The 18,352-nt window shown below is 69.2% G+C and carries 14 protein-coding genes and 4 tRNA genes; 9 read left to right on the forward strand and 9 right to left on the reverse strand.

Going from position 1 to position 18,352, the window contains the following annotated elements:
• Positions 1-84: 84 nt before the first annotated feature.
• The 3 genes from hrpA to CP978_RS16625 all read left to right on the forward strand — a co-directional run bounded on the left by hrpA (position 85) and on the right by CP978_RS16625 (position 4,812).
• A complete protein-coding gene (gene hrpA / locus CP978_RS16615; protein ID WP_043441715.1) occupies positions 85-4,062 on the forward strand; it encodes an ATP-dependent RNA helicase HrpA in 3,978 nt (1,325 codons plus the stop codon).
• Positions 4,063-4,177: 115 nt separating this feature from the next.
• Positions 4,178-4,252: transfer RNA gene (locus CP978_RS16620), tRNA-Asp, on the forward strand.
• Between the two features lie 368 nt (positions 4,253-4,620).
• A complete protein-coding gene (locus CP978_RS16625; RefSeq protein WP_043441718.1) occupies positions 4,621-4,812 on the forward strand; it encodes a DUF6274 family protein in 192 nt (63 codons plus the stop codon).
• A 522-nt stretch (positions 4,813-5,334) separates the two neighbouring features.
• Here the strand turns inward: CP978_RS16625 and bldC are convergent.
• Positions 5,335-5,541, reverse strand: coding sequence for a developmental transcriptional regulator BldC (bldC, locus tag CP978_RS16630; RefSeq protein WP_003949541.1), 207 nt, complete (start codon positions 5,539-5,541; stop codon positions 5,335-5,337).
• Between the two features lie 599 nt (positions 5,542-6,140).
• On the reverse strand, positions 6,141-6,983 hold the full coding sequence (locus tag CP978_RS16635; protein WP_043441721.1) for a DUF8083 family protein: 843 nt from the start codon (positions 6,981-6,983) through the stop codon (positions 6,141-6,143).
• 257 nt (positions 6,984-7,240) lie between these two features.
• Between CP978_RS16635 and CP978_RS16640 the strand changes: the two genes are divergently transcribed.
• Positions 7,241-8,350, forward strand: a complete 1,110-nt coding sequence (locus CP978_RS16640; protein WP_043441724.1) for a Leu/Phe/Val dehydrogenase — start codon at positions 7,241-7,243, stop codon at positions 8,348-8,350.
• A gap of 271 nt (positions 8,351-8,621) precedes the next feature.
• Positions 8,622-8,870, forward strand: coding sequence for a DUF3073 domain-containing protein (locus CP978_RS16645; RefSeq protein ID WP_043441727.1), 249 nt, complete (start codon positions 8,622-8,624; stop codon positions 8,868-8,870).
• Positions 8,871-8,939: 69 nt separating this feature from the next.
• Here the strand turns inward: CP978_RS16645 and purM are convergent, their stop codons facing one another.
• From purM to purS, 7 genes are all read right to left on the reverse strand, one after another.
• Positions 8,940-10,037 carry a phosphoribosylformylglycinamidine cyclo-ligase gene (gene purM / locus CP978_RS16650; protein WP_174498643.1) on the reverse strand — a complete coding sequence of 366 codons (1,098 nt, stop codon included), beginning with the start codon at positions 10,035-10,037 and terminating at the stop codon, positions 8,940-8,942.
• 31 nt (positions 10,038-10,068) lie between these two features.
• Positions 10,069-11,595, reverse strand: a complete 1,527-nt coding sequence (gene purF / locus CP978_RS16655) for an amidophosphoribosyltransferase (RefSeq protein ID WP_043441732.1) — start codon at positions 11,593-11,595, stop codon at positions 10,069-10,071.
• Positions 11,596-11,680: 85 nt separating this feature from the next.
• Positions 11,681-12,496, reverse strand: coding sequence for an META domain-containing protein (locus CP978_RS16660; protein ID WP_043441735.1), 816 nt, complete (start codon positions 12,494-12,496; stop codon positions 11,681-11,683).
• Positions 12,497-12,553: 57 nt separating this feature from the next.
• Positions 12,554-13,351 carry a maleylpyruvate isomerase family mycothiol-dependent enzyme gene (locus CP978_RS16665; protein WP_043441738.1) on the reverse strand — a complete coding sequence of 266 codons (798 nt, stop codon included), beginning with the start codon at positions 13,349-13,351 and terminating at the stop codon, positions 12,554-12,556.
• Between the two features lie 116 nt (positions 13,352-13,467).
• Positions 13,468-15,750 (reverse strand): phosphoribosylformylglycinamidine synthase subunit PurL, encoded by a 2,283-nt coding sequence (purL, locus tag CP978_RS16670; protein WP_043441742.1) that lies wholly within the window; start codon positions 15,748-15,750, stop codon positions 13,468-13,470.
• Positions 15,747-16,427: a phosphoribosylformylglycinamidine synthase subunit PurQ gene (gene purQ, locus CP978_RS16675; protein WP_043441745.1), complete on the reverse strand. Its 681-nt coding sequence runs from the start codon at positions 16,425-16,427 to the stop codon at positions 15,747-15,749. The genes purL and purQ overlap by 4 nt, the downstream gene beginning before the upstream one ends.
• Positions 16,424-16,687 (reverse strand): phosphoribosylformylglycinamidine synthase subunit PurS, encoded by a 264-nt coding sequence (purS, locus tag CP978_RS16680; protein ID WP_043441747.1) that lies wholly within the window; start codon positions 16,685-16,687, stop codon positions 16,424-16,426. The genes purQ and purS overlap by 4 nt, the downstream gene beginning before the upstream one ends.
• A gap of 360 nt (positions 16,688-17,047) precedes the next feature.
• Here purS and CP978_RS16685 point away from each other — a divergent pair, with 360 nt between their 5' ends.
• The 4 genes from CP978_RS16685 (at position 17,048) to CP978_RS16700 (ending at position 18,346) form a co-directional block, all read left to right on the forward strand.
• Positions 17,048-17,365 carry a histone-like nucleoid-structuring protein Lsr2 gene (locus CP978_RS16685; protein ID WP_043441749.1) on the forward strand — a complete coding sequence of 106 codons (318 nt, stop codon included), beginning with the start codon at positions 17,048-17,050 and terminating at the stop codon, positions 17,363-17,365.
• Between the two features lie 145 nt (positions 17,366-17,510).
• Positions 17,511-17,582 (forward strand) — tRNA-Gly (locus CP978_RS16690).
• Between the two features lie 80 nt (positions 17,583-17,662).
• A tRNA-Gly gene (locus tag CP978_RS16695) sits at positions 17,663-17,738 on the forward strand.
• Positions 17,739-18,270: 532 nt separating this feature from the next.
• A tRNA-Gly gene (locus CP978_RS16700) sits at positions 18,271-18,346 on the forward strand.
• Positions 18,347-18,352: the final 6 nt, after the last annotated feature.

The raw sequence follows: 18,352 nt of genomic DNA on the forward strand, positions 1-18,352 counted from the left end.
CACGGTCGCCCGGGACCCCCGGCCGAACCGCCGGAGTCAAATCGTTAGCCATGGATTTCGCCGGGATGAGATCCTGGGCGACGTATGTCTACGCATCCCGCCCCCACGCTCGGCACCCTCGCCCCCCGCCTGAGCGAGCTGTCACTGCGCGACACGCAGCGTCTCGGCCGCAGGCTCGAAGGCGCGCGCAAGATCCGCAACCCCGAGGCCCGGGCCGCCGTACTCGCCGAGATCGAGGCGGAGGTCGCCAAGGCCGAGGAGAGGATCGCCGGCCGCGCCGCCCGCGTCCCCGCCGTCAGCTATCCCGAGCAGCTGCCGGTCAGCCAGAAGAAGGACGAGATCGCCGCCGCCATACGCGACCACCAGGTCGTGATCGTGGCCGGTGAGACCGGCTCGGGCAAGACCACCCAGATCCCCAAGATCTGTCTCGAACTCGGCCGCGGGGTGCGTGGCATGATCGGCCACACCCAGCCCCGCCGTATCGCCGCCCGCACCGTGGCGGAGCGGGTGGCCGAGGAGCTGGACTCCCCGCTCGGCGAGGCCGTCGGCTGGAAGGTGCGCTTCACCGACCAGGTCAGCCCGGACTCCACCTTCGTCAAACTGATGACGGACGGCATCCTGCTCGCCGAGATCCAGACGGACCGGGAGCTGCGCGCCTACGACACGATCATCATCGACGAGGCCCATGAGCGGTCCCTCAACATCGACTTCCTGCTCGGCTATCTCGCCCAGCTCCTCCCCCGCCGCCCGGACCTCAAGGTCGTCATCACCTCGGCCACGATCGACCCCGAGCGCTTCTCCCGGCACTTCGGGGACGCGCCGATCGTCGAGGTCAGCGGCCGCACCTACCCGGTGGAGGTGCGCTACCGCCCCCTCCTGGAGGAGGACTCCGAGGACGCCGACCGCGACCAGATCACCGCGATCACGGACGCCGTCGAGGAACTCATGGGCGAGGGCAAGGGCGACATCCTCGTCTTCCTCTCCGGTGAGCGGGAGATCCGGGACACCGCCGACGCGCTGATCAAGAAGCAGTACCGATTCACGGAGATCCTGCCCCTGTACGCGCGGCTCTCCCACGCCGAGCAGCACCGCGTCTTCCAGCCGCACACGGGACGCAGGATCGTCCTGGCCACGAACGTCGCCGAGACCTCGCTGACCGTCCCGGGCATCAAATACGTCATCGACCCCGGCTTCGCCCGCATCTCGCGCTACAGCCACCGCACCAAGGTCCAGCGCCTGCCCATCGAGCCGGTCTCCCAGGCGAGCGCCAATCAGCGCAAGGGCCGCTGCGGCCGCACCTCGGACGGCATCTGCATCCGTCTGTACTCCGAGGAGGACTTCACCGCACGCCCGGAGTTCACCGACGCCGAGATCCTCCGTACCAATCTCGCCTCCGTCATCCTCCAGATGACCGCGGCCGGCCTCGGAGAGATCGAGAAGTTCCCCTTCATCGACCCGCCGGACCACCGCAACATCCGTGACGGTGTCCAGCTCCTCGAGGAACTGGGCGCACTGGACCCCGCCCAGAAGGACCCGCGCAAGCGCCTCACCGACACCGGCCGCAAGCTCGCCCAGCTCCCGGTGGACCCGCGGCTGGCGCGCATGGTCCTGGAGGCGGACCGCAACGGCTGTGCCCGCGAGGTCATGGTCGTCGCCGCCGCCCTGTCCATCCAGGACCCGCGCGAGCGCCCCGCCGACAAGCAGGCCCAGGCCGACCAGCAGCACGCCCGCTTCAAGGACGAGACCAGCGACTTCCTCGCCTATCTCAACCTCTGGCGGTATCTCCGCGAGCAGCAGAAGGAGCGCGGTTCCTCGTCCTTCCGCCGGATGTGCAAGCAGGAGTATCTGAACTTCCTGCGCATCCGCGAATGGCAGGACATCTACACCCAGCTGCGCACGGTCGCCAAGCAGATGGGCATCCACCTCGACGAGCAGGACGCACCGGCCGACCGCATCCACATCTCGCTCCTGGCCGGCCTGCTCTCGCACATCGGTCTGAAGGATGTGAAGGAGTCCAAGGACTCCGGCCCCGCCACGCGCAGGGACGGCGGGCGCAACGAGTACCTCGGGGCCCGCAACGCCAAGTTCGCGATCTTCCCGGGCTCGTCCCTGTTCAAGAAGCCCCCGCGTCTGGTGATGTCCGCCGAGCTGGTGGAGACCTCCCGGCTGTGGGCGCGGGTCAACGCCAGGATCGAGCCCGAGTGGGTCGAACCGCTCGCCGGCCACCTCCTCAAGCGGACGTACAGCGAACCGCACTGGGAGAAGGACCAGGCGGCCGTGATGGCGTACGAGAAGGTCACCCTGTACGGGGTGCCGATCGTCGCCCAGCGCAAGGTGAACTACGGCCGTATCGACCCGGAGGCCAGCCGTGAGCTGTTCATCCGCAACGCGCTCGTCGAGGGCGACTGGCGCACCCACCACAAGTTCTTCGCCGACAACCGAAAGCTGCTGACCGAGGTCGAGGAGCTGGAGCACCGCGCCCGGCGCCGGGACATCCTGGTCGACGACGAGACGCTGTTCGACTTCTACGACCAGCGGGTGCCGGACCATGTGGTGTCCGGGGCGCACTTCGACTCCTGGTGGAAGCACAAACGCCACGAACAGCCCGACTTCCTCGACTTCGAGCGCGAGATGCTCATCAACGAGAAGGCGGGCCGGGTCACCAAGGACGACTACCCCGACTCCTGGCGCCAGGGACGGCTGAAGTTCAAGGTCACCTACCAGTTCGAGCCGGGCGCGGACGCGGACGGCGTGACGGTCCACATTCCGCTGCAGGTCCTCAACCAGGTCACGGCCGAGGGCTTCGACTGGCAGATCCCCGGTCTGCGGGAGGAACTGGTCACCGAGCTGATCCGGTCGCTCCCCAAGCCGATCCGCCGCAACTACGTCCCGGCACCGAACTACGCGAAGGCGTTCCTGGACACCGCGGTGCCCCTCCAGGAACCGCTGACCGTGACCATGGCCCGGGAGCTGAGGCGCATGGTCGGTGTGCCGTTCGAGGCGGACGACTTCGATCTGTCCAAGGTGCCCGACCATCTCACGATCACCTTCCGGATCGTCGACGAGCGGCGCCGGAAGCTGGCCGAGGACAAGGACCTGGAGGCGCTGAAGCTGCGGCTGAAGCCGAAGGCGCGCCAGGCCCTGTCGAAGGCCGCGGCGGCCACGGCCGAACGGCAGGGCGGCGAGTCCCTGGAACGCACGGGGCTGACCGACTGGACCATCGGCTCCCTCAGCCGGGTCTTCGAGACCCGGCGGGCCGGCCACCCGGTGAAGGCCTACCCGGCCCTGGTCAACGACGGCGACACGGTCTCCGTACGGCTCTTCGACACGGAGGAGGAGCAGGCGCAGGCGATGTGGCAGGGCACCCGGCGCCTGATCCTGCGGAACATCCCGGTGAACCCGGCGAAGTTCGCGTCCGAGAAGCTGACGAACGCCCAGAAGCTCGCGCTGTCCGCGAACCCGCACGGTTCCGTCCAGGCCCTGTTCGACGACTGCGCCCGGGCGGCCGCGGACAAGCTGATCGGGGACTTCGGGGGACCGGCGTGGGACGAGGAGTCCTACCGGAAGCTGTACGACAGGGTGCGCGCGGAGATCGTCGACACCACGGTCCGCACGGTCGGGCAGGTGCAGCAGGTACTGGCCGCTTGGGGGGCCTGTGAGCGCCGTCTGAAGGCCGTGCGCAGCCCCGCCCTGCTGCCGAACCTGACGGACGTCCGCACACAGCTGGACGCCCTCGTCAGGCCCGGCTTCGTCACGGAGGTGGAGATACGGCGGCTGCCCGATCTGATGCGCTATCTGATCGCCGCGGACCGCCGGCTCCAGCAGATGCCGACCAATGTCCAGCGGGACACCACGCGTATGGCCAAGGTCCACGAGATGCGGGACGAGTACGCCTGGCTGCTGGAGCAGTTGCCGCAGGGCCGCCCCGTCCCCTCCGCGGTGCTGGACATCCGCTGGATGATCGAGGAGCTGCGGGTGAGCTATTTCGCGCATGCGCTGGGCACGGCGTATCCGGTCTCCGACAAACGGATCGTGAAGGCGATCGACGCGGCGGTTCCGTAGCGATGTGCGCACAGGGGGTGAGTTCGACCGGGCGCTCACCCTCCTGTACAGTCTCTTCTCGCAGCGCACCGCACACGGAACCGGTCTCCGGCACCAGGGCGGGCGTCGCGAGCTTGGTCCTGTGGAGCAGCTTGGAGTGCTCGCCACCCTGTCAAGGTGGAGGCCGCGGGTTCAAATCCCGTCAGGACCGCATCATGAGAGCCCCGCACCCTTGAGGTGCGGGGCTTCTTCGTGTTCCGACCCGACGGGCCGACGACCCGACGACGCGACCCGATGACCCGTCGGCCCGTCGGACGAGGACGGGGCGGACCGGAGGGACGCATGTACGGGTTACGCCGCCCGTTCGCCGTCCCGCCGCCAAGTCCCCCCGAGAGCACCCGAGAAGAGGGCTCCAGTGCCCTCCGACGGGTCCCATGATCAATTGGCGCCCGAGGCGGCCGGCGGCTGTCCTGAACGGCCACCCACGCCCGCCGAGCCGTCTTGACGGGACCACCCTCCGCCGCTACGCCAGAAGCATGGGGGTCCCGGCCGTCCGGGCCCCGGGGGGGGAGGTGTCGTATGGCGGCGTACGCCCGGCACGAGACGCGCGCCCTGCTCCGCGCCCACCTGTCCGCCGCCTCCGGATACCGGCATCTGACGCCCCGTTGCCCCGTCTGTCTTCAACTCCTGCGTCTGGCCATGGAACCCGCACAGCGCGGCGAGGACACCCCCGAGAGCGTTCCCCGGGACGACGACCCCTCCGGGGCGTGACCCAGGTCACCGCGCGCCGCCCCCGCGCGCCGGAAGCCGGCCGCGGATCGGAAGATTCGAAACCCCTCCGGGTGGGCACCTCTGACGTACGGGTTCCCCAACGCCCGCTCCACAGAGCCGTGTTCCTCTAGCAAAGACTTCATGAGCGCAACAAGGACTGTGACGTGTGACGGGTGTCACCGCATAAGTTTTGGGAAGCACAGAACTTACCCCCCTCCTACACACAGTCAATTTAATATGTGCAATTGCACCCTACTTGGAGGCCCGGGAACCCGGAGATCCGACACCCCTCCCCAGACTCCGACAAGGCCGCTCACGGACCGCCGTCGGATGCTCATTCCGAGCACAAAAAAGATCGCGCCGGACTCGGCTGAGTCCGGCGCGATCGACGACGCACCCTTGTCGTGCCTCTGATGACCTCGGGAGAGGGTTCTGTTGGGGCAGAACCCACGTCGCTTGGAGCTGGGGCCCAGACGTCGAGGTGAGTTGGGGACTTACCCCTCTGTCCGGTTATGCGATGCTTCAGGCCTCGCTGCGCTGCTGCGGAATGCCCGCGAGCAGAGCGCGGACCTCAGCCTCGCGGTAACGGCGGTGCCCGCCGAGCGTGCGGATCGACGTGAGCTTGCCGGCCTTCGCCCACCGCGTAACCGTCTTGGGGTCGACACGGAACATGGTGGCGACCTCAGCCGGGGTCAGCAGCGGCTCGGCATCGGGGGTGCGAGCGGTCATGAGCGGCCTCCTCGGGAGAACCGAACCTTCTCGGTTCTTTCCTCTAAATTCTGCACCTTGACCCGCGTTGCCCGAAATGGCGGACGCGGGTCGAGTCGGTTATAGGACGAACGGCTTGTCCTCGGCACTACAACTACACCATCTGTCCAGCCGCGTCGGCCAAACCGATGGAATTGCCCTCCCAGGTGTTCATCAGCGACGGATGCCGATGGACCATGCCATAGCGGACAGTCACGCCACTGTGACGATCAGTCACAGGGCGATCAGGAGGCGTCAGACCCCCCAAAGCGGGCAATGCGGAGCTTCCACCCATACATGAGCAGAGGGAGCCCTCCCCGGGCTCCTTGTCCTATTTTGGCACGAGGAGGGCCGTAAGACGCAAGGTCCGCGTAAGTGCGGTCCATCACGCTTGGCAGGAAAAGCCCGGATCGGGACCTACGTCCATCGTCCTGATCTTGAGTACGTCAACCAAGGGCCAAAGGTTGCGACTTCACTATGTCTTGTGGGTCACAGTTCGCGCATCCCCGCACCCGAACCTCGCGCCCGAACCTCGTACCCGAGCACCGTAACCCCGAGGACGGACCCGACCCGCGGCGCCCTCAGTTCGCCGACCGGCGGTCCCGTACGGCCCGCCAGCGCCCCGCCAGTCTGCCGTACGCCTCCCCCGCCGCGTCCGCGTCCCCCAGCCGCAGGGCCTCGATGCCCTCGGCGACATCCGCGGCCGAGTGGTCCTCGTCCAGTTCCGCCGCCGACAGCACATGGACCAGCCCGCCGTAGTCCAGCTCGACCAGCGACCGCGGATGGAACTCCTCCAGCCACCGCCCCACATCGACCAGCCCCTCGATGAGCGGCCCCTCGTCGATCGCCTCCTTGAGCGTCCGCAACGCCCGCGCGGTGCGCCGCCTGGCCTGCACCATGGGCGTGCGGTAGCGCAGCATCGGCGGCACCCCGGCGGACCCCGTGTCGTAGCGCCGCTCCTCGTCCGAGACCAGCACGAACCAGTTCAGCGGCACCTGCCAGGTCGCCGTGCGGATCCAGGGCCGCGCGTCCGGGTTGCGGGCAAGCCAGCGCTCGTAGTCCTGGGATGCCTGGCGGCGCACCACCGGCGGCAGCACCGCGTCCAGCACCGGCGCGGGCAGCTCGTGCGACAGGCCCTCCAGCGCCTGCCAGCCGCGCAGCCGGGTCCGCCAGGGGCAGACGCACAGGGCCCCGTCGATCTCCGTGACAAAGGCGTCGCTACTCTCGTGCACCGGGACCGGAACCGGCGGGGTCGGCACCAAGTCGGCCAGGGAGCGGCGCAGTTCGTCCTGGTACGAGGGACGGTCCGGACGCCGGGCGTATCGCTCCCAGTGACGGCGCTCCGGCTCCTGGAAGGCGGCCAGCGGTTCGTACACGCGCAAGTAGCACGCATACGGGACGATCACCGAGGACACCTTGGGCACGCCTTGCTCCCTCCCCATCGGACCTGCTCGGAAACCCGCGTCGGACCCGACCGGTACCCCGTCCGGGCGGATCCGGCCACGGTGGAAAACCATGGCAAATCGTCCCACGAACCCGTCCGGGCGTACTCCGAGGGAGGGTGTTCCCGGGCACTGCGCGCCGGGTGGCCGCGCAGACGCTCTACGCTCATGCCCAGGGGCGCCGCCACCCGCACGGGGTCCCTCCCACAACCGCCGCTACTCACTCGGGAGTCACCACAGTGACCGACGTAACCGACGGCGTCCTGCACACCCTGTTCCAGTCGGATCAGGGAGGTCATGAGCAGGTCGTGCTCTGTCAGGACCGGGCCACCGGCCTCAAGGCCGTCATCGCGATCCACTCCACCGCTCTGGGCCCCGCCCTCGGCGGCACCCGCTTCTACCCCTACGCCACCGAGGAGGCGGCCGTCGCCGACGCGCTGAACCTCGCGCGCGGGATGTCGTACAAGAACGCCATGGCCGGCCTCGAGCACGGCGGCGGCAAGGCCGTGATCATCGGTGACCCCGAGCAGATCAAGACCGAGGAACTGCTGCTCGCCTACGGCCGCTTCGTGGCCTCCCTCGGCGGCCGGTACGTCACCGCCTGCGACGTCGGCACCTATGTGGCCGACATGGACGTCGTGTCGCGGGAGTGCCGCTGGACCACCGGGCGCTCCCCCGAGAACGGCGGCGCGGGCGACTCGTCCGTGCTGACCTCCTACGGCGTCTTCCAGGGCATGCGGGCCTCCGCCCAGCATCTGTGGGGCGACCCGACCCTGCGGGGCCGCAAGGTCGGCGTCGCGGGCGTCGGCAAGGTCGGGCACTACCTGGTCGAGCACCTGCTGGAGGACGGCGCCGAGGTCGTGATCACGGATGTGCGGGCGGATGCCGTGCGCCGGATCACCGAGGCCCACCCCGAGGTCGCCGTGGCCGAGGACACCGACGCCCTCATCCGCACCGAGGGGCTGGACATCTACGCCCCCTGCGCGCTGGGCGGGGCGCTGAACGACGACACCGTCCCGGTGCTGACGGCGAAGGTGGTGTGCGGCGCGGCCAACAACCAGCTGGCGCACGCGGGTGTGGAGAAGGACCTCGCCGACCGCAAGATCCTTTACGCACCGGACTACGTCGTCAACGCCGGCGGTGTCATCCAGGTCGCCGACGAGCTGCACGGCTTCGACTTCGACCGGTGCAAGGCGAAGGCGTCGAAGATCTTCGACACCACGCTGGCAATCTTCGCACGTGCGAAGGAAGACGGTATTCCGCCGGCCGCCGCGGCCGACCGGATCGCCGAGCAGCGCATGGCCGAGGCGCGTTCGGGACAGGTCCTGGGGAAGACCGCACAGGTGTGACGGGTACCCGCCGATGGGAGGGGAGACAACTCTCACTCTTATCGGCGGGTCGTCCGCCGATAAGTGGTTAAAATCGGCCGTGACCAGCGAGGACGGGGCGCCTCGACGGTCCGGTGCACACGCCCGTCCTGCGGGCGACGTACCGTATGGCCGCGGGCTCAGGTACCGTGGAAGCCCTACGGACGGCCTCTCCACGGAGAGTCCGTTCCAGATCATGAACGCGTGTCAAGACTCTGGGGCCGTCGAGCCCCGTCGTTGAGGGGGTCGAGCCATGGGGCGCGGCCGGGCCAAGGCCAAGCAGACGAAGGTCGCCCGCCAGCTGAAGTACAACAGCGGTGGGACGGATCTCTCACGCCTGGCTGAGGAGCTGGGCGCATCGACGTCGAATGCCTCGCCGAACGGCGAGCGGTTCGAGGACGATGAGCACGACGACGACCTGTACGCACGGTACGCCGACCTGTACGGGGACGACGACGATGACGAGGACGAGGGTTCTCCGCGGCAACGCCGCGGTGCTTGACCCCTGCCTCAGTCTTCCGCCCGGTCCGTGGCCTCGCCACGGACCGGGTTCTGTGCTGTGCGGCGGGGATCAGCTCGCGTAGTCCCCCACCAGGGCTGCGCCGGTCCCGTGGTCGCCACGGTCGGTGATCTCACCGGCGACCCAGGCGTCCACACCACGGTCGGCCAGGGCGGCGAGCGCGACGTCCACGGACTGTCCGGGGACGATCGCGATCATGCCCACACCCATGTTCAGGGTCTTCTCCAGCTCCGCACGCTCGACCTCGCCGGTCTTCCCGACCAGGTCGAACACCGGTGCGGGAGTCCAGGTCGAGCGGTCGACCACGGCGTGCAGGGTGTCCGGGATCACACGGGCCAGGTTGGCCGCGAGACCGCCACCCGTGATGTGGCTGAAGGCATGCACCTCGGCGGTGCGGGTCAGCGCCAGGCAGTCCAGTGAGTAGATCTTCGTCGGCTCCAGCAGCTCCTCGCCGAGGGTGCGGCCGAGCTCCTCGATGTGCCGGTCGAGATCCAGCTTCGCCCGGTCGAGAAGGACGTGCCGGACGAGGGAGTACCCGTTCGAGTGAAGACCGGAGGCCGCCATGGCGATCACCGCGTCACCCGTGCGGATGTGCTCGGCACCGAGCAGCCGGTCGGCCTCCACGACGCCCGTACCGGCGCCCGCGACATCGAAGTCGTCCGGACCCAGCAGGCCCGGGTGTTCGGCGGTCTCACCGCCGACCAGGGCGCAGCCTGCCAGTACACAGCCCTCGGCGATGCCCTTGACGATCGCGGCGACCCGCTCGGGGTGGACCTTGCCGACGCAGATGTAGTCGGTCATGAACAGCGGCTCGGCACCGCACACCACGATGTCGTCCATGACCATGGCGACCAGGTCCCGGCCGATGGTGTCGTAGACGCCCATCCGGCGCGCGATGTCGACCTTGGTGCCCACGCCGTCGGTGGCGGAGGCGAGCAGCGGGCGCTCGTAGTGCTTGAGGGCGGAGGCGTCGAAGAGGCCGGCGAAACCGCCGAGGCCGCCGAGGACCTCGGGCCGCCGCGTCTTCCTCACCCACTCCTTCATGAGCTCCACGGCGCGGTCGCCCGCCTCGATGTCGACACCCGCGGCCGCATAGGAGGCGCCGGAGGTACCCGTCGACGGAGTCGACTGGTCGGACACAGCAGACATGCCTGGGATCTTTCGGGTCGGTGGTACGGGCTCAGGGACGACGTATGGCGTCGGCCGCGGCCGTGGCGGCCGGACCGGCCGCCAGCTCGGTCTCCAGCAGCTGCTTGCCCAGCAGCTCCGGATCGGGCAGCTCCATCGGGTACTCGCCGTCGAAGCAGGCACGGCACAGGTTCGGCTTGGCGATGGCGGTCGCCTCGATCATGCCGTCGATGGAGATGTACGCCAGCGAGTCCGCGCCCAGGGAACGGCCGATCTCCTCGACCGACATGCCGTTGGCGATCAGCTCGGCGCGGGTGGCGAAGTCGATACCGAAGAAGCAGGGCCACTTCACGGGCGGGGAGGAGATCCGGATGTGGATCTCGGCGGCGCCCGCCTCACGGAGCATCCGCACCAGCGCCCGCTGGGTGTTGCCGCGCACGATCGAGTCGTCGACGACGACCAGGCGCTTGCCCTTGATGACTTCCTTCAGCGGGTTCAGCTTCAGACGGATACCGAGCTGGCGGATCGTCTGGGAAGGCTGGATGAAGGTGCGGCCCACATAGGCGTTCTTCACCAGACCGGAGCCGAACGGGATCCCGGATGCCTCCGCGTAACCGACCGCGGCGGGGGTTCCGGACTCGGGCGTCGCTATGACCAGATCGGCCTCGGCCGGAGCCTCCTTCGCGAGGCGGCGGCCCATCTCGACGCGGGAGAGATAGACGTTCCGGCCGGCGATGTCGGTGTCGGGGCGGGCCAGATACACATACTCGAAGACACAGCCGCGAGGCTTCGCTTCCGCGAATCGGGACGTCCGCAGGCCGTTCTCGTCGATCGCGACGAACTCGCCCGGCTCGATCTCGCGGACGAAGCTGGCGCCCGTGATGTCCAGCGCGGCGGTCTCGGAGGCGACGACCCAGCCGCGCTCGAGACGGCCGAGGACCAGCGGGCGGATGCCCTGCGGGTCACGGGCCGCGTACAGGGTCCCCTCATCCATGAAGACGAGTGAGAAGGCCCCCTTGACCTGCGGCAGCACCGTGACCGCCGCCTCTTCGACGGTCAGCGGCTTGCCGTCGTCGTCGACCTGGCCCGCCAGCAGGGCGGTCACCAGATCGGTGTCGTTGGTGGCGGCCACCTGGGTGGCACGGCCGTTCTCCTTGGGGAGAGCGGCGACCATCTCGGCGAGCTGCGCCGTGTTGACCAGGTTGCCGTTGTGGCCGAGCGCGAGGGAGCCGTGCGCCGTGGCACGGAACGTCGGCTGGGCGTTCTCCCAGACGGAGGCACCGGTGGTCGAGTAGCGGGCGTGTCCGACCGCGATATGACCCTGGAGAGAACCGAGCGAGGTCTCGTCGAAGACCTGGGACACGAGGCCCATGTCCTTGAAGACGAGGATCTGGGAGCCGTTGCTGACCGCGATACCCGCGGATTCCTGACCCCGGTGCTGAAGGGCATAGAGCCCGAAGTACGTGAGTTTTGCGACCTCTTCTCCCGGAGCCCAGACACCGAAGACGCCGCACGCGTCCTGGGGGCCTTTCTCACCGGGGAGCAGGTCGTGATTGAGTCGACCGTCACCACGTGGCACGGGTCCGAGTGTAGGGGAGATCGTGCACCGATCCGAATCCGGCCACCGGTTTCCGGGGGTCTCCGGCCTGCTCGGCCCCCGGGGGTCAGGGCTCGGCCACGGCCTGGACACCCTGGCCGTCTTCGCTGGTCAGCGCGATGTTTCGATGATCGATCCGATAGCTGAGCGGTCGGCCGAGAAGCCCGATCAGGGTCTTCTCGACGGCCCTGAGTGAGTCGTCGCACATCTTGCCGGTGACCTTGAGATCACGTGTGGTGAGACGGCCGTCGCGTACCGTCGCGACCGCCCCGAACCGATGGCAGCCGAGGCCGCCGGACACCGTGCCGGCCGTGCGGTCGAGGGTGAACCACGCCGGCTCGGCGGCCGCCCCGGGCACCGAGGTGGCGGTGTCGCCGTCCACCAGGGAGGTGACCCGCCAGGTGGTGCCGTACAGGGCGGCGTCCTTCTCCTCGGTGAGGTCCACCCGGGTGCCGTCCTCGGCGGTGAGGGTCAGCCGGTCCCGGTGGACCTCGGCGGTGAGTGTGCCGTCGTCGAGCGTGCGGGAGAGGGCCCTCTCGAAGTCGCTCCCCTCGACGCAGGCCATCGCGGTGGAATCGGCGGGCCCGAGAACGATGCGGTCACCCCGGACCGTGACGGGCGCGCGGAAGCTGTTGCAGCCGTAGTTGCCGCTGATCCGGCCGTGGTCGTCGATCCGGAGATAGGCGCCGGCCGGGGCGTTCCTGGTGATGCCGTCGGTGGTGAGGCTGTCCACGCGCCAGTGCACCCCGATGACCGGCGGGTCGCCGTCCGGGCCGGTGGAACGGCTCTCGCCCGAACGGGCTCCGGTCCCGCAGGCCACCGCGAGCGGCAGCAGGACCAGCGTCAGGGTCAGGGCGACGAGGGCCGCCGGATGCCTGTTCATGGCGGTGGGACGGGGACGGCCCGGGAGCGGTTCCCGGCGGGCCGCCCGGCCCGGTCGTCAGCTCATCAGGGGCAGCAGACCGCTGAGGTCGGCCCGTTCGCCGCTCGCGGCGACCCTGGCGTCCGCGAGGGCGGTGTCCCAGTCCGTACGGCCCGTCGCCAGCCGGATCCAGGTCAGCGGGTCGGTCTCCACGACGTTCGGCGGGGTCCCGCGGGTGTGCCGGGGGCCCTCGACGCACTGCACCACGGCGTACGGCGGGATGCGCACCTCGGTCGAGGCTCCGGGCGCCCGCACGGCGAGCGTGTCGGCGAGCAGCCGGGTGGCTGCGCCGAGAGCTCCCCGGTCGTACGGGATCTCCAGAGCGGGCAGGGCGGCGTTCAGATCGTCGGTGTGGACGACGAGTTCGACGGTGCGGGTGACCACATAGTCGGCCAGCGGCAGCGCGCCGACGCCGGTGTCGAGCAGGCGGCTGCCGGGGTGTTCGGCGAGGGCGGCCGTGAAGCGGCGTTCGGCCTCGTCCAGCTGGGCGCCCGGGTCCGGGGTGTCCTCGGCGAGTTCCCGGGCGCGGGCGGCGATGGCCGGGGCATCGACGGCGACGGCCGACGGCCAGTCCGGCAGCGCCCCGCCCCGCCGCGCCGGCTCGGGCCGGTCGCACAGCAGTCCGACCGCGGAGAGCGCCATGCCGATATGGGCGACCAGGTCCCGCACCCGCCAGTCGCCCAGCCGGGTGGGCAGCGCGAGCTGTTCGGGACTCAGCCCGCCCACGGCCCGGCGTACCAGGGCGTACTGGGCGAGCACCGCGGCACGGGTCTTGGCGGGGTCGTACGTCCGGGTGCGCTTCTTGGCCGGGGGCATGGGGCGACCCTATGCCGTCAGGGGTACGGCCGCCGGGGCCCATTTCGCCCGAGGCCGTGCGGGCCCCCGTCCGGCGAACCGGGCGGGGGCCCGCACCTCGTAACGACGAGGACGGCCTAGGCGAGCAGCGCCGGGATGGTGCTCTCGTGGGCCTCGCGCAGGTCCTCCAGGGACAGTTCGAACTCGCCCTGGAGCTCGATGGTGTCGCCGTCCACGACGCCGATGCGGGTGGCGGGCAGTCCGCGGGCCCCGCACATGTCGTTGAAGCGGACCTCCTCGGAGCGCGGCACCGCGACGATCGCGCGGCCCGCCGACTCGGAGAAGAGGAAGGTGAACGCGTCGAGCCCGTCCGGCACGATCAGCCGTGCGCCCTTGCCGCCGAGCAGCGCGGACTCGACCACGGCCTGGACCAGGCCGCCGTCGGACAGATCGTGCGCGGAGTCGATCATGCCGTCGCGGGAGGCCGAGACGAGGATCTCGCCGAGCAGCCGCTCGCGCTCCAGATCTACCTCGGGGGGCAGACCGCCGAGGTGGTCGTGGACGACCTGCGACCAGGCCGAACCGCCGAACTCCTCGCGGGTGTCGCCCAGCAGATAGAGCAGCTGGCCCTCCTGCTGGAAGGCGACGGGCGTACGGCGGGCGACATCGTCGATGACGCCCAGCACCGCCACCACCGGCGTCGGGTGGATGGCCGCCTCACCGGTCTGGTTGTAGAGCGAGACATTGCCGCCGGTCACCGGGGTGCCCAGCTGGAGGCAGCCGTCGGCGAGACCGCGGACGGCCTCCGCGAACTGCCACATGACGGCCGGGTCCTCGGGCGAGCCGAAGTTCAGGCAGTCCGAGACGGCCAGCGGCTTGGCACCGGTGGTCGCCACATTGCGGTACGCCTCGGCGAGGGCGAGCTGGGCGCCGGTGTAGGGGTCGAGCTTCGCGTACCGGCCGTTGCCGTCGGTGGCGATGGCGACGCCGAGCCCGGACTCCTCGTCGATGCGGATCATCCCGGAGTCCTCGGGCTGGGCGAGGACCGTGTTGCCCTGCACGAAGTGGTCGTACTGGGAGGTGATCCACTTCTTGGACGCCTGGTTGGGCGACGCCACCAGCTTCAGGACCTGGGCCCTCAGCTCCTCGGAGGTCTCCGGGCGGGGCAGCTTGTCGGCGCTGTCCGCCTGGAGCGCGTCCTGCCACTCCGGGCGGGCGTACGGGCGCTCGTACACCGGGCCCTCGTGGGCGACCGTGCGCGGGTCGACATCGACGATCTTCCCGCCGTGCCAGTAGATCTCCAGGCGGTCGCCGTCCGTCACCTCACCGATGACGGTGGCGATGACATCCCACTTCTCGCAGATCTCCAGGAACCGGTCGACCTTCTCCGGCTCGACGACCGCGCACATCCGTTCCTGCGACTCGCTCATGAGGATCTCCTCGGGCGAGAGCGTGGAGTCGCGCAGCGGTACGTCGTCCAGGGTGACGCGCATCCCGCCGGAGCCGTTCGAGGCCAGCTCGGAGGTGGCGCAGGACAGACCGGCCGCACCCAGGTCCTGGATGCCGACGACCAGCTTCTCCCGGAAGGCCTCCAGGGTGCACTCGATGAGGAGCTTCTCCTGGAAGGGGTCGCCGACCTGCACGGCGGGGCGCTTGGAGGGCTTGCCCGTGCCGGAGGCACTGTCAGATGCAGTGTCGAAGGTCTCGGAGGCCAGGATCGAGGCGCCGCCGATGCCGTCGCCGCCGGTACGGGCCCCGTAGAGGACGACCTTGTTGCCCGCGCCCGACGCCTTGGCGAGGTGGATGTCCTCGTGCCGCATCACACCGATGGCACCGGCGTTGACCAGCGGATTGCCCTGATAGCAGGCGTCGAAGACGACCTCGCCGCCGATGTTGGGCAGGCCGAGGCAGTTGCCGTAGCCGCCGATGCCGGCCACGACGCCCGGCAGCACCCGCTTGGTGTCGGGGTGGTCGGCCGCGCCGAAGCGCAGCGGGTCGACGACGGCGACCGGCCGCGCGCCCATCGCGATGATGTCGCGCACGATGCCGCCGACACCGGTCGCAGCGCCCTGGTAGGGCTCGACGTACGAGGGGTGGTTGTGCGACTCGACCTTGAAGGTGACCGCATAGCCCTGGCCGACGTCCACCACACCGGCGTTCTCGCCGATGCCCACGAGCAGGGCGTCGGACTCGGGGGCCTTCTCGCCGAACTGGCGGAGGTGCACCTTGGAGGACTTGTACGAGCAGTGCTCGGACCACATGACCGAGTACATGGCGAGCTCGGCGCCGGTGGGACGGCGGCCCAGGATCTCGACGACCCGCTCGTACTCGTCCTTCTTCAGACCCAGTTCGGCCCAGGGCAGCTCGACGTCGGGGGTCGCGGCCGCGTGCTCGACCGTGTCCAGAGGGCTACGGCTCATGCGTTGACCAGCTTCTTGAGGATCGAGGTGAAGAACGGGAGGCCGTCGGTACGACCGGTACCGATCAGCGACTCGACGGCGTGCTCGGGGTGCGGCATCAGGCCGACGACGTTCCCGGCCTCGTTGGTGATGCCGGCGATGTCGCGCAGGGAGCCGTTGGGGTTGAAGTCGAGGTACCGGAAGACGACCCGGCCCTCGGCCTCCAGCTTGTCGAGGGTGTACTCGTCGGCGACGTACCGGCCGTCCATGTTCTTGAGCGGGATGTGGATCTCCTGCCCGCTCCGGAAGTCGCCGGTCCAGGCCGTGGTCGCGTTCTCCACGCGCAGCTTCTGGTCGCGGCAGATGAAGTGGAGGTGGTCGTTGCCGAGCATCGCACCCGGGAGGAGGTGGGCCTCGGTGAGGACCTGGAAGCCGTTGCAGATGCCGAGGACGGGCAGACCGCCCTTCGCCTGCTCGATGACGCTCTCCATCACCGGCGAGAAACGGGAGATGGCCCCGGCGCGCAGATAGTCGCCGTAGGAGAAACCGCCCGGCAGCACCACGGCGTCGACCTGCCCCAGGTCCTTGTCCTTGTGCCAGAGGGCGACGGGCTCGGCACCCGCGAGGCGGATGGCGCGCTGGGTGTCCCGGTCGTCGAGGCTGCCCGGGAAAGTGACGACACCGATACGAGCGGTCACTTCACGGCCTCCGCCGCTTCCTCCACCTTGACGGTGAAGTCCTCGATCACGGTGTTGGCGAGGAAGGATTCCGCGAGATCATGGATACGCGCGAGGGCGGCCTCATCGACCGGCCCGTCAACTTCCAGTTCGAATCGCTTTCCCTGACGTACGTCGGAGATACCTTCGAAACCGAGCCTCGGCAGTGCACGCTGCACCGCCTGGCCCTGGGGGTCGAGGATCTCGGGCTTGAGCATGACGTCGACTACGACGCGTGCCACTGGCACTCCCGGTGTGTGGTGCTGAGCAGGTTCCTTCAGACTACCCGCACACAATTTCTACTCGCGTAGATTCGTAGCATCCTACGTGATCACGGTCACGGTGCCGCAGCGACGCAAGGGCCCGCACGGAAAATCCTAGGAAAAACCACAGAAGGGCGGCGGCAGGGCATTGCGCCCCGGACACGCGGAGGTATTCAGTCGGTCTTCACAATGCAATGCCGGGCACTGTACAAAGGAAATGGCATTAGCCGATACTTTGCCCAATTACTGCCGGACAGTCGACATCTCTCGACAACCGCCCGACGTCCCCGCACGTCATGGCGCGTGATCGCGAGGTGCCGCGCGAAGGGACCGATATTCGTGGCGCAGCGTGTCGTGGTCACTCTCTTTGACGACATCGACGGCTCAGAAGCGGCGGAAACGATCGTCTTCGGACTGGACGGCAAGTCGTACGAGATCGACCTCAATCAAACCAATGCCAAGAAACTGCGTAAGGCGCTGGCGCCGTACGTCGAGGCCGGCCGCAAGAAGGCGCGGACCGGGAAGACGTACACACACACGGCGCTGACGCCCGATCCGGCGGCGGTCCGCGCCTGGGCACGCTCCAACAAGATGGATGTGCCGCCACGGGGCCGCATCCCGAAGAAGATCTACGAGGCGTTCGCGAAGTCGCACTGAACACCCCGCCCGGCCGCCCCCTCCGCACCCGACGGAACCCCATCAGGCCTTCCGCACAACCAACTTGCGCCGACCCCCAGGTGATCAGCTAGAGTCTGGAGCACGCCGAGGGGCGAGGCCGGAAGGCAGAACCCCGAGGAGTCACGCGGGTGTAGTTCAGTAGTAGAACACCCCCTTTCCAAGGGGGAGGCGCAGTGTGCAATCCCTGTCACCCGCTCTACGACATCGGTCAGAGCATCCTTCTGGATCAGGTAGGCTGATGCTCGCACCGATCGGTGAAAGCCGGTCGGGAGCAATGCGGACGTAGCTCAGTTGGTAGAGCGCAACCTTGCCAAGGTTGAGGTCGCGAGTTCGAGCCTCGTCGTCCGCTCCACAGAGAAGGGCCCCGGTTCATGGACCGGGGCCTTTGTCGTGTGCGGCGCCGGATACGACGGCGGGCGCCCGCTTGTCGCCGGTGTGAGGGTGACCACATCGAGCGGTCCGGCCGTCGGGACGCGAGGTGTCGACGGTGACCGCTTCCGGCCGGCCGGGGTGTCCGACGCAGGGGCCGAAGACGGGTGGGCTCGACCGCGTCCCGAGGGCGTCGATGCGGGGCGGCTCACGACGGCGGACGGACTCCGTCCGGCGCGACGCCCGAGGAACCCCACGGCGAGGCACCCGAGTTGGACGCCCGGGCGGTCGTCCGGCGGGGACTCGCCGATGCCCGTGGGAGAGACCGGTGCGCACCGTCGGGACACGACCCGCGGCCGGCGCGGTGACCGTGGCGACGGGCGCCCGGACGGCCCCGCCCGTCACCGAACGCCCCCTCGTCGGCCGTCCCGAGGCCGGGGCGCGGAACCGCCACGCGTCGTGTGCCTCGTCCGGGGGTGGGGTTGGGTATAGTTGCTCTCGCGCCACGGCGCAGTGCGGACGTAGCTCAGTTGGTAGAGCGCAACCTTGCCAAGGTTGAGGTCGCGAGTTCGAGCCTCGTCGTCCGCTCCACAGAAA

Source organism: Streptomyces nodosus (assembly GCF_008704995.1).
GTDB lineage: Bacteria > Actinomycetota > Actinomycetes > Streptomycetales > Streptomycetaceae > Streptomyces > Streptomyces nodosus.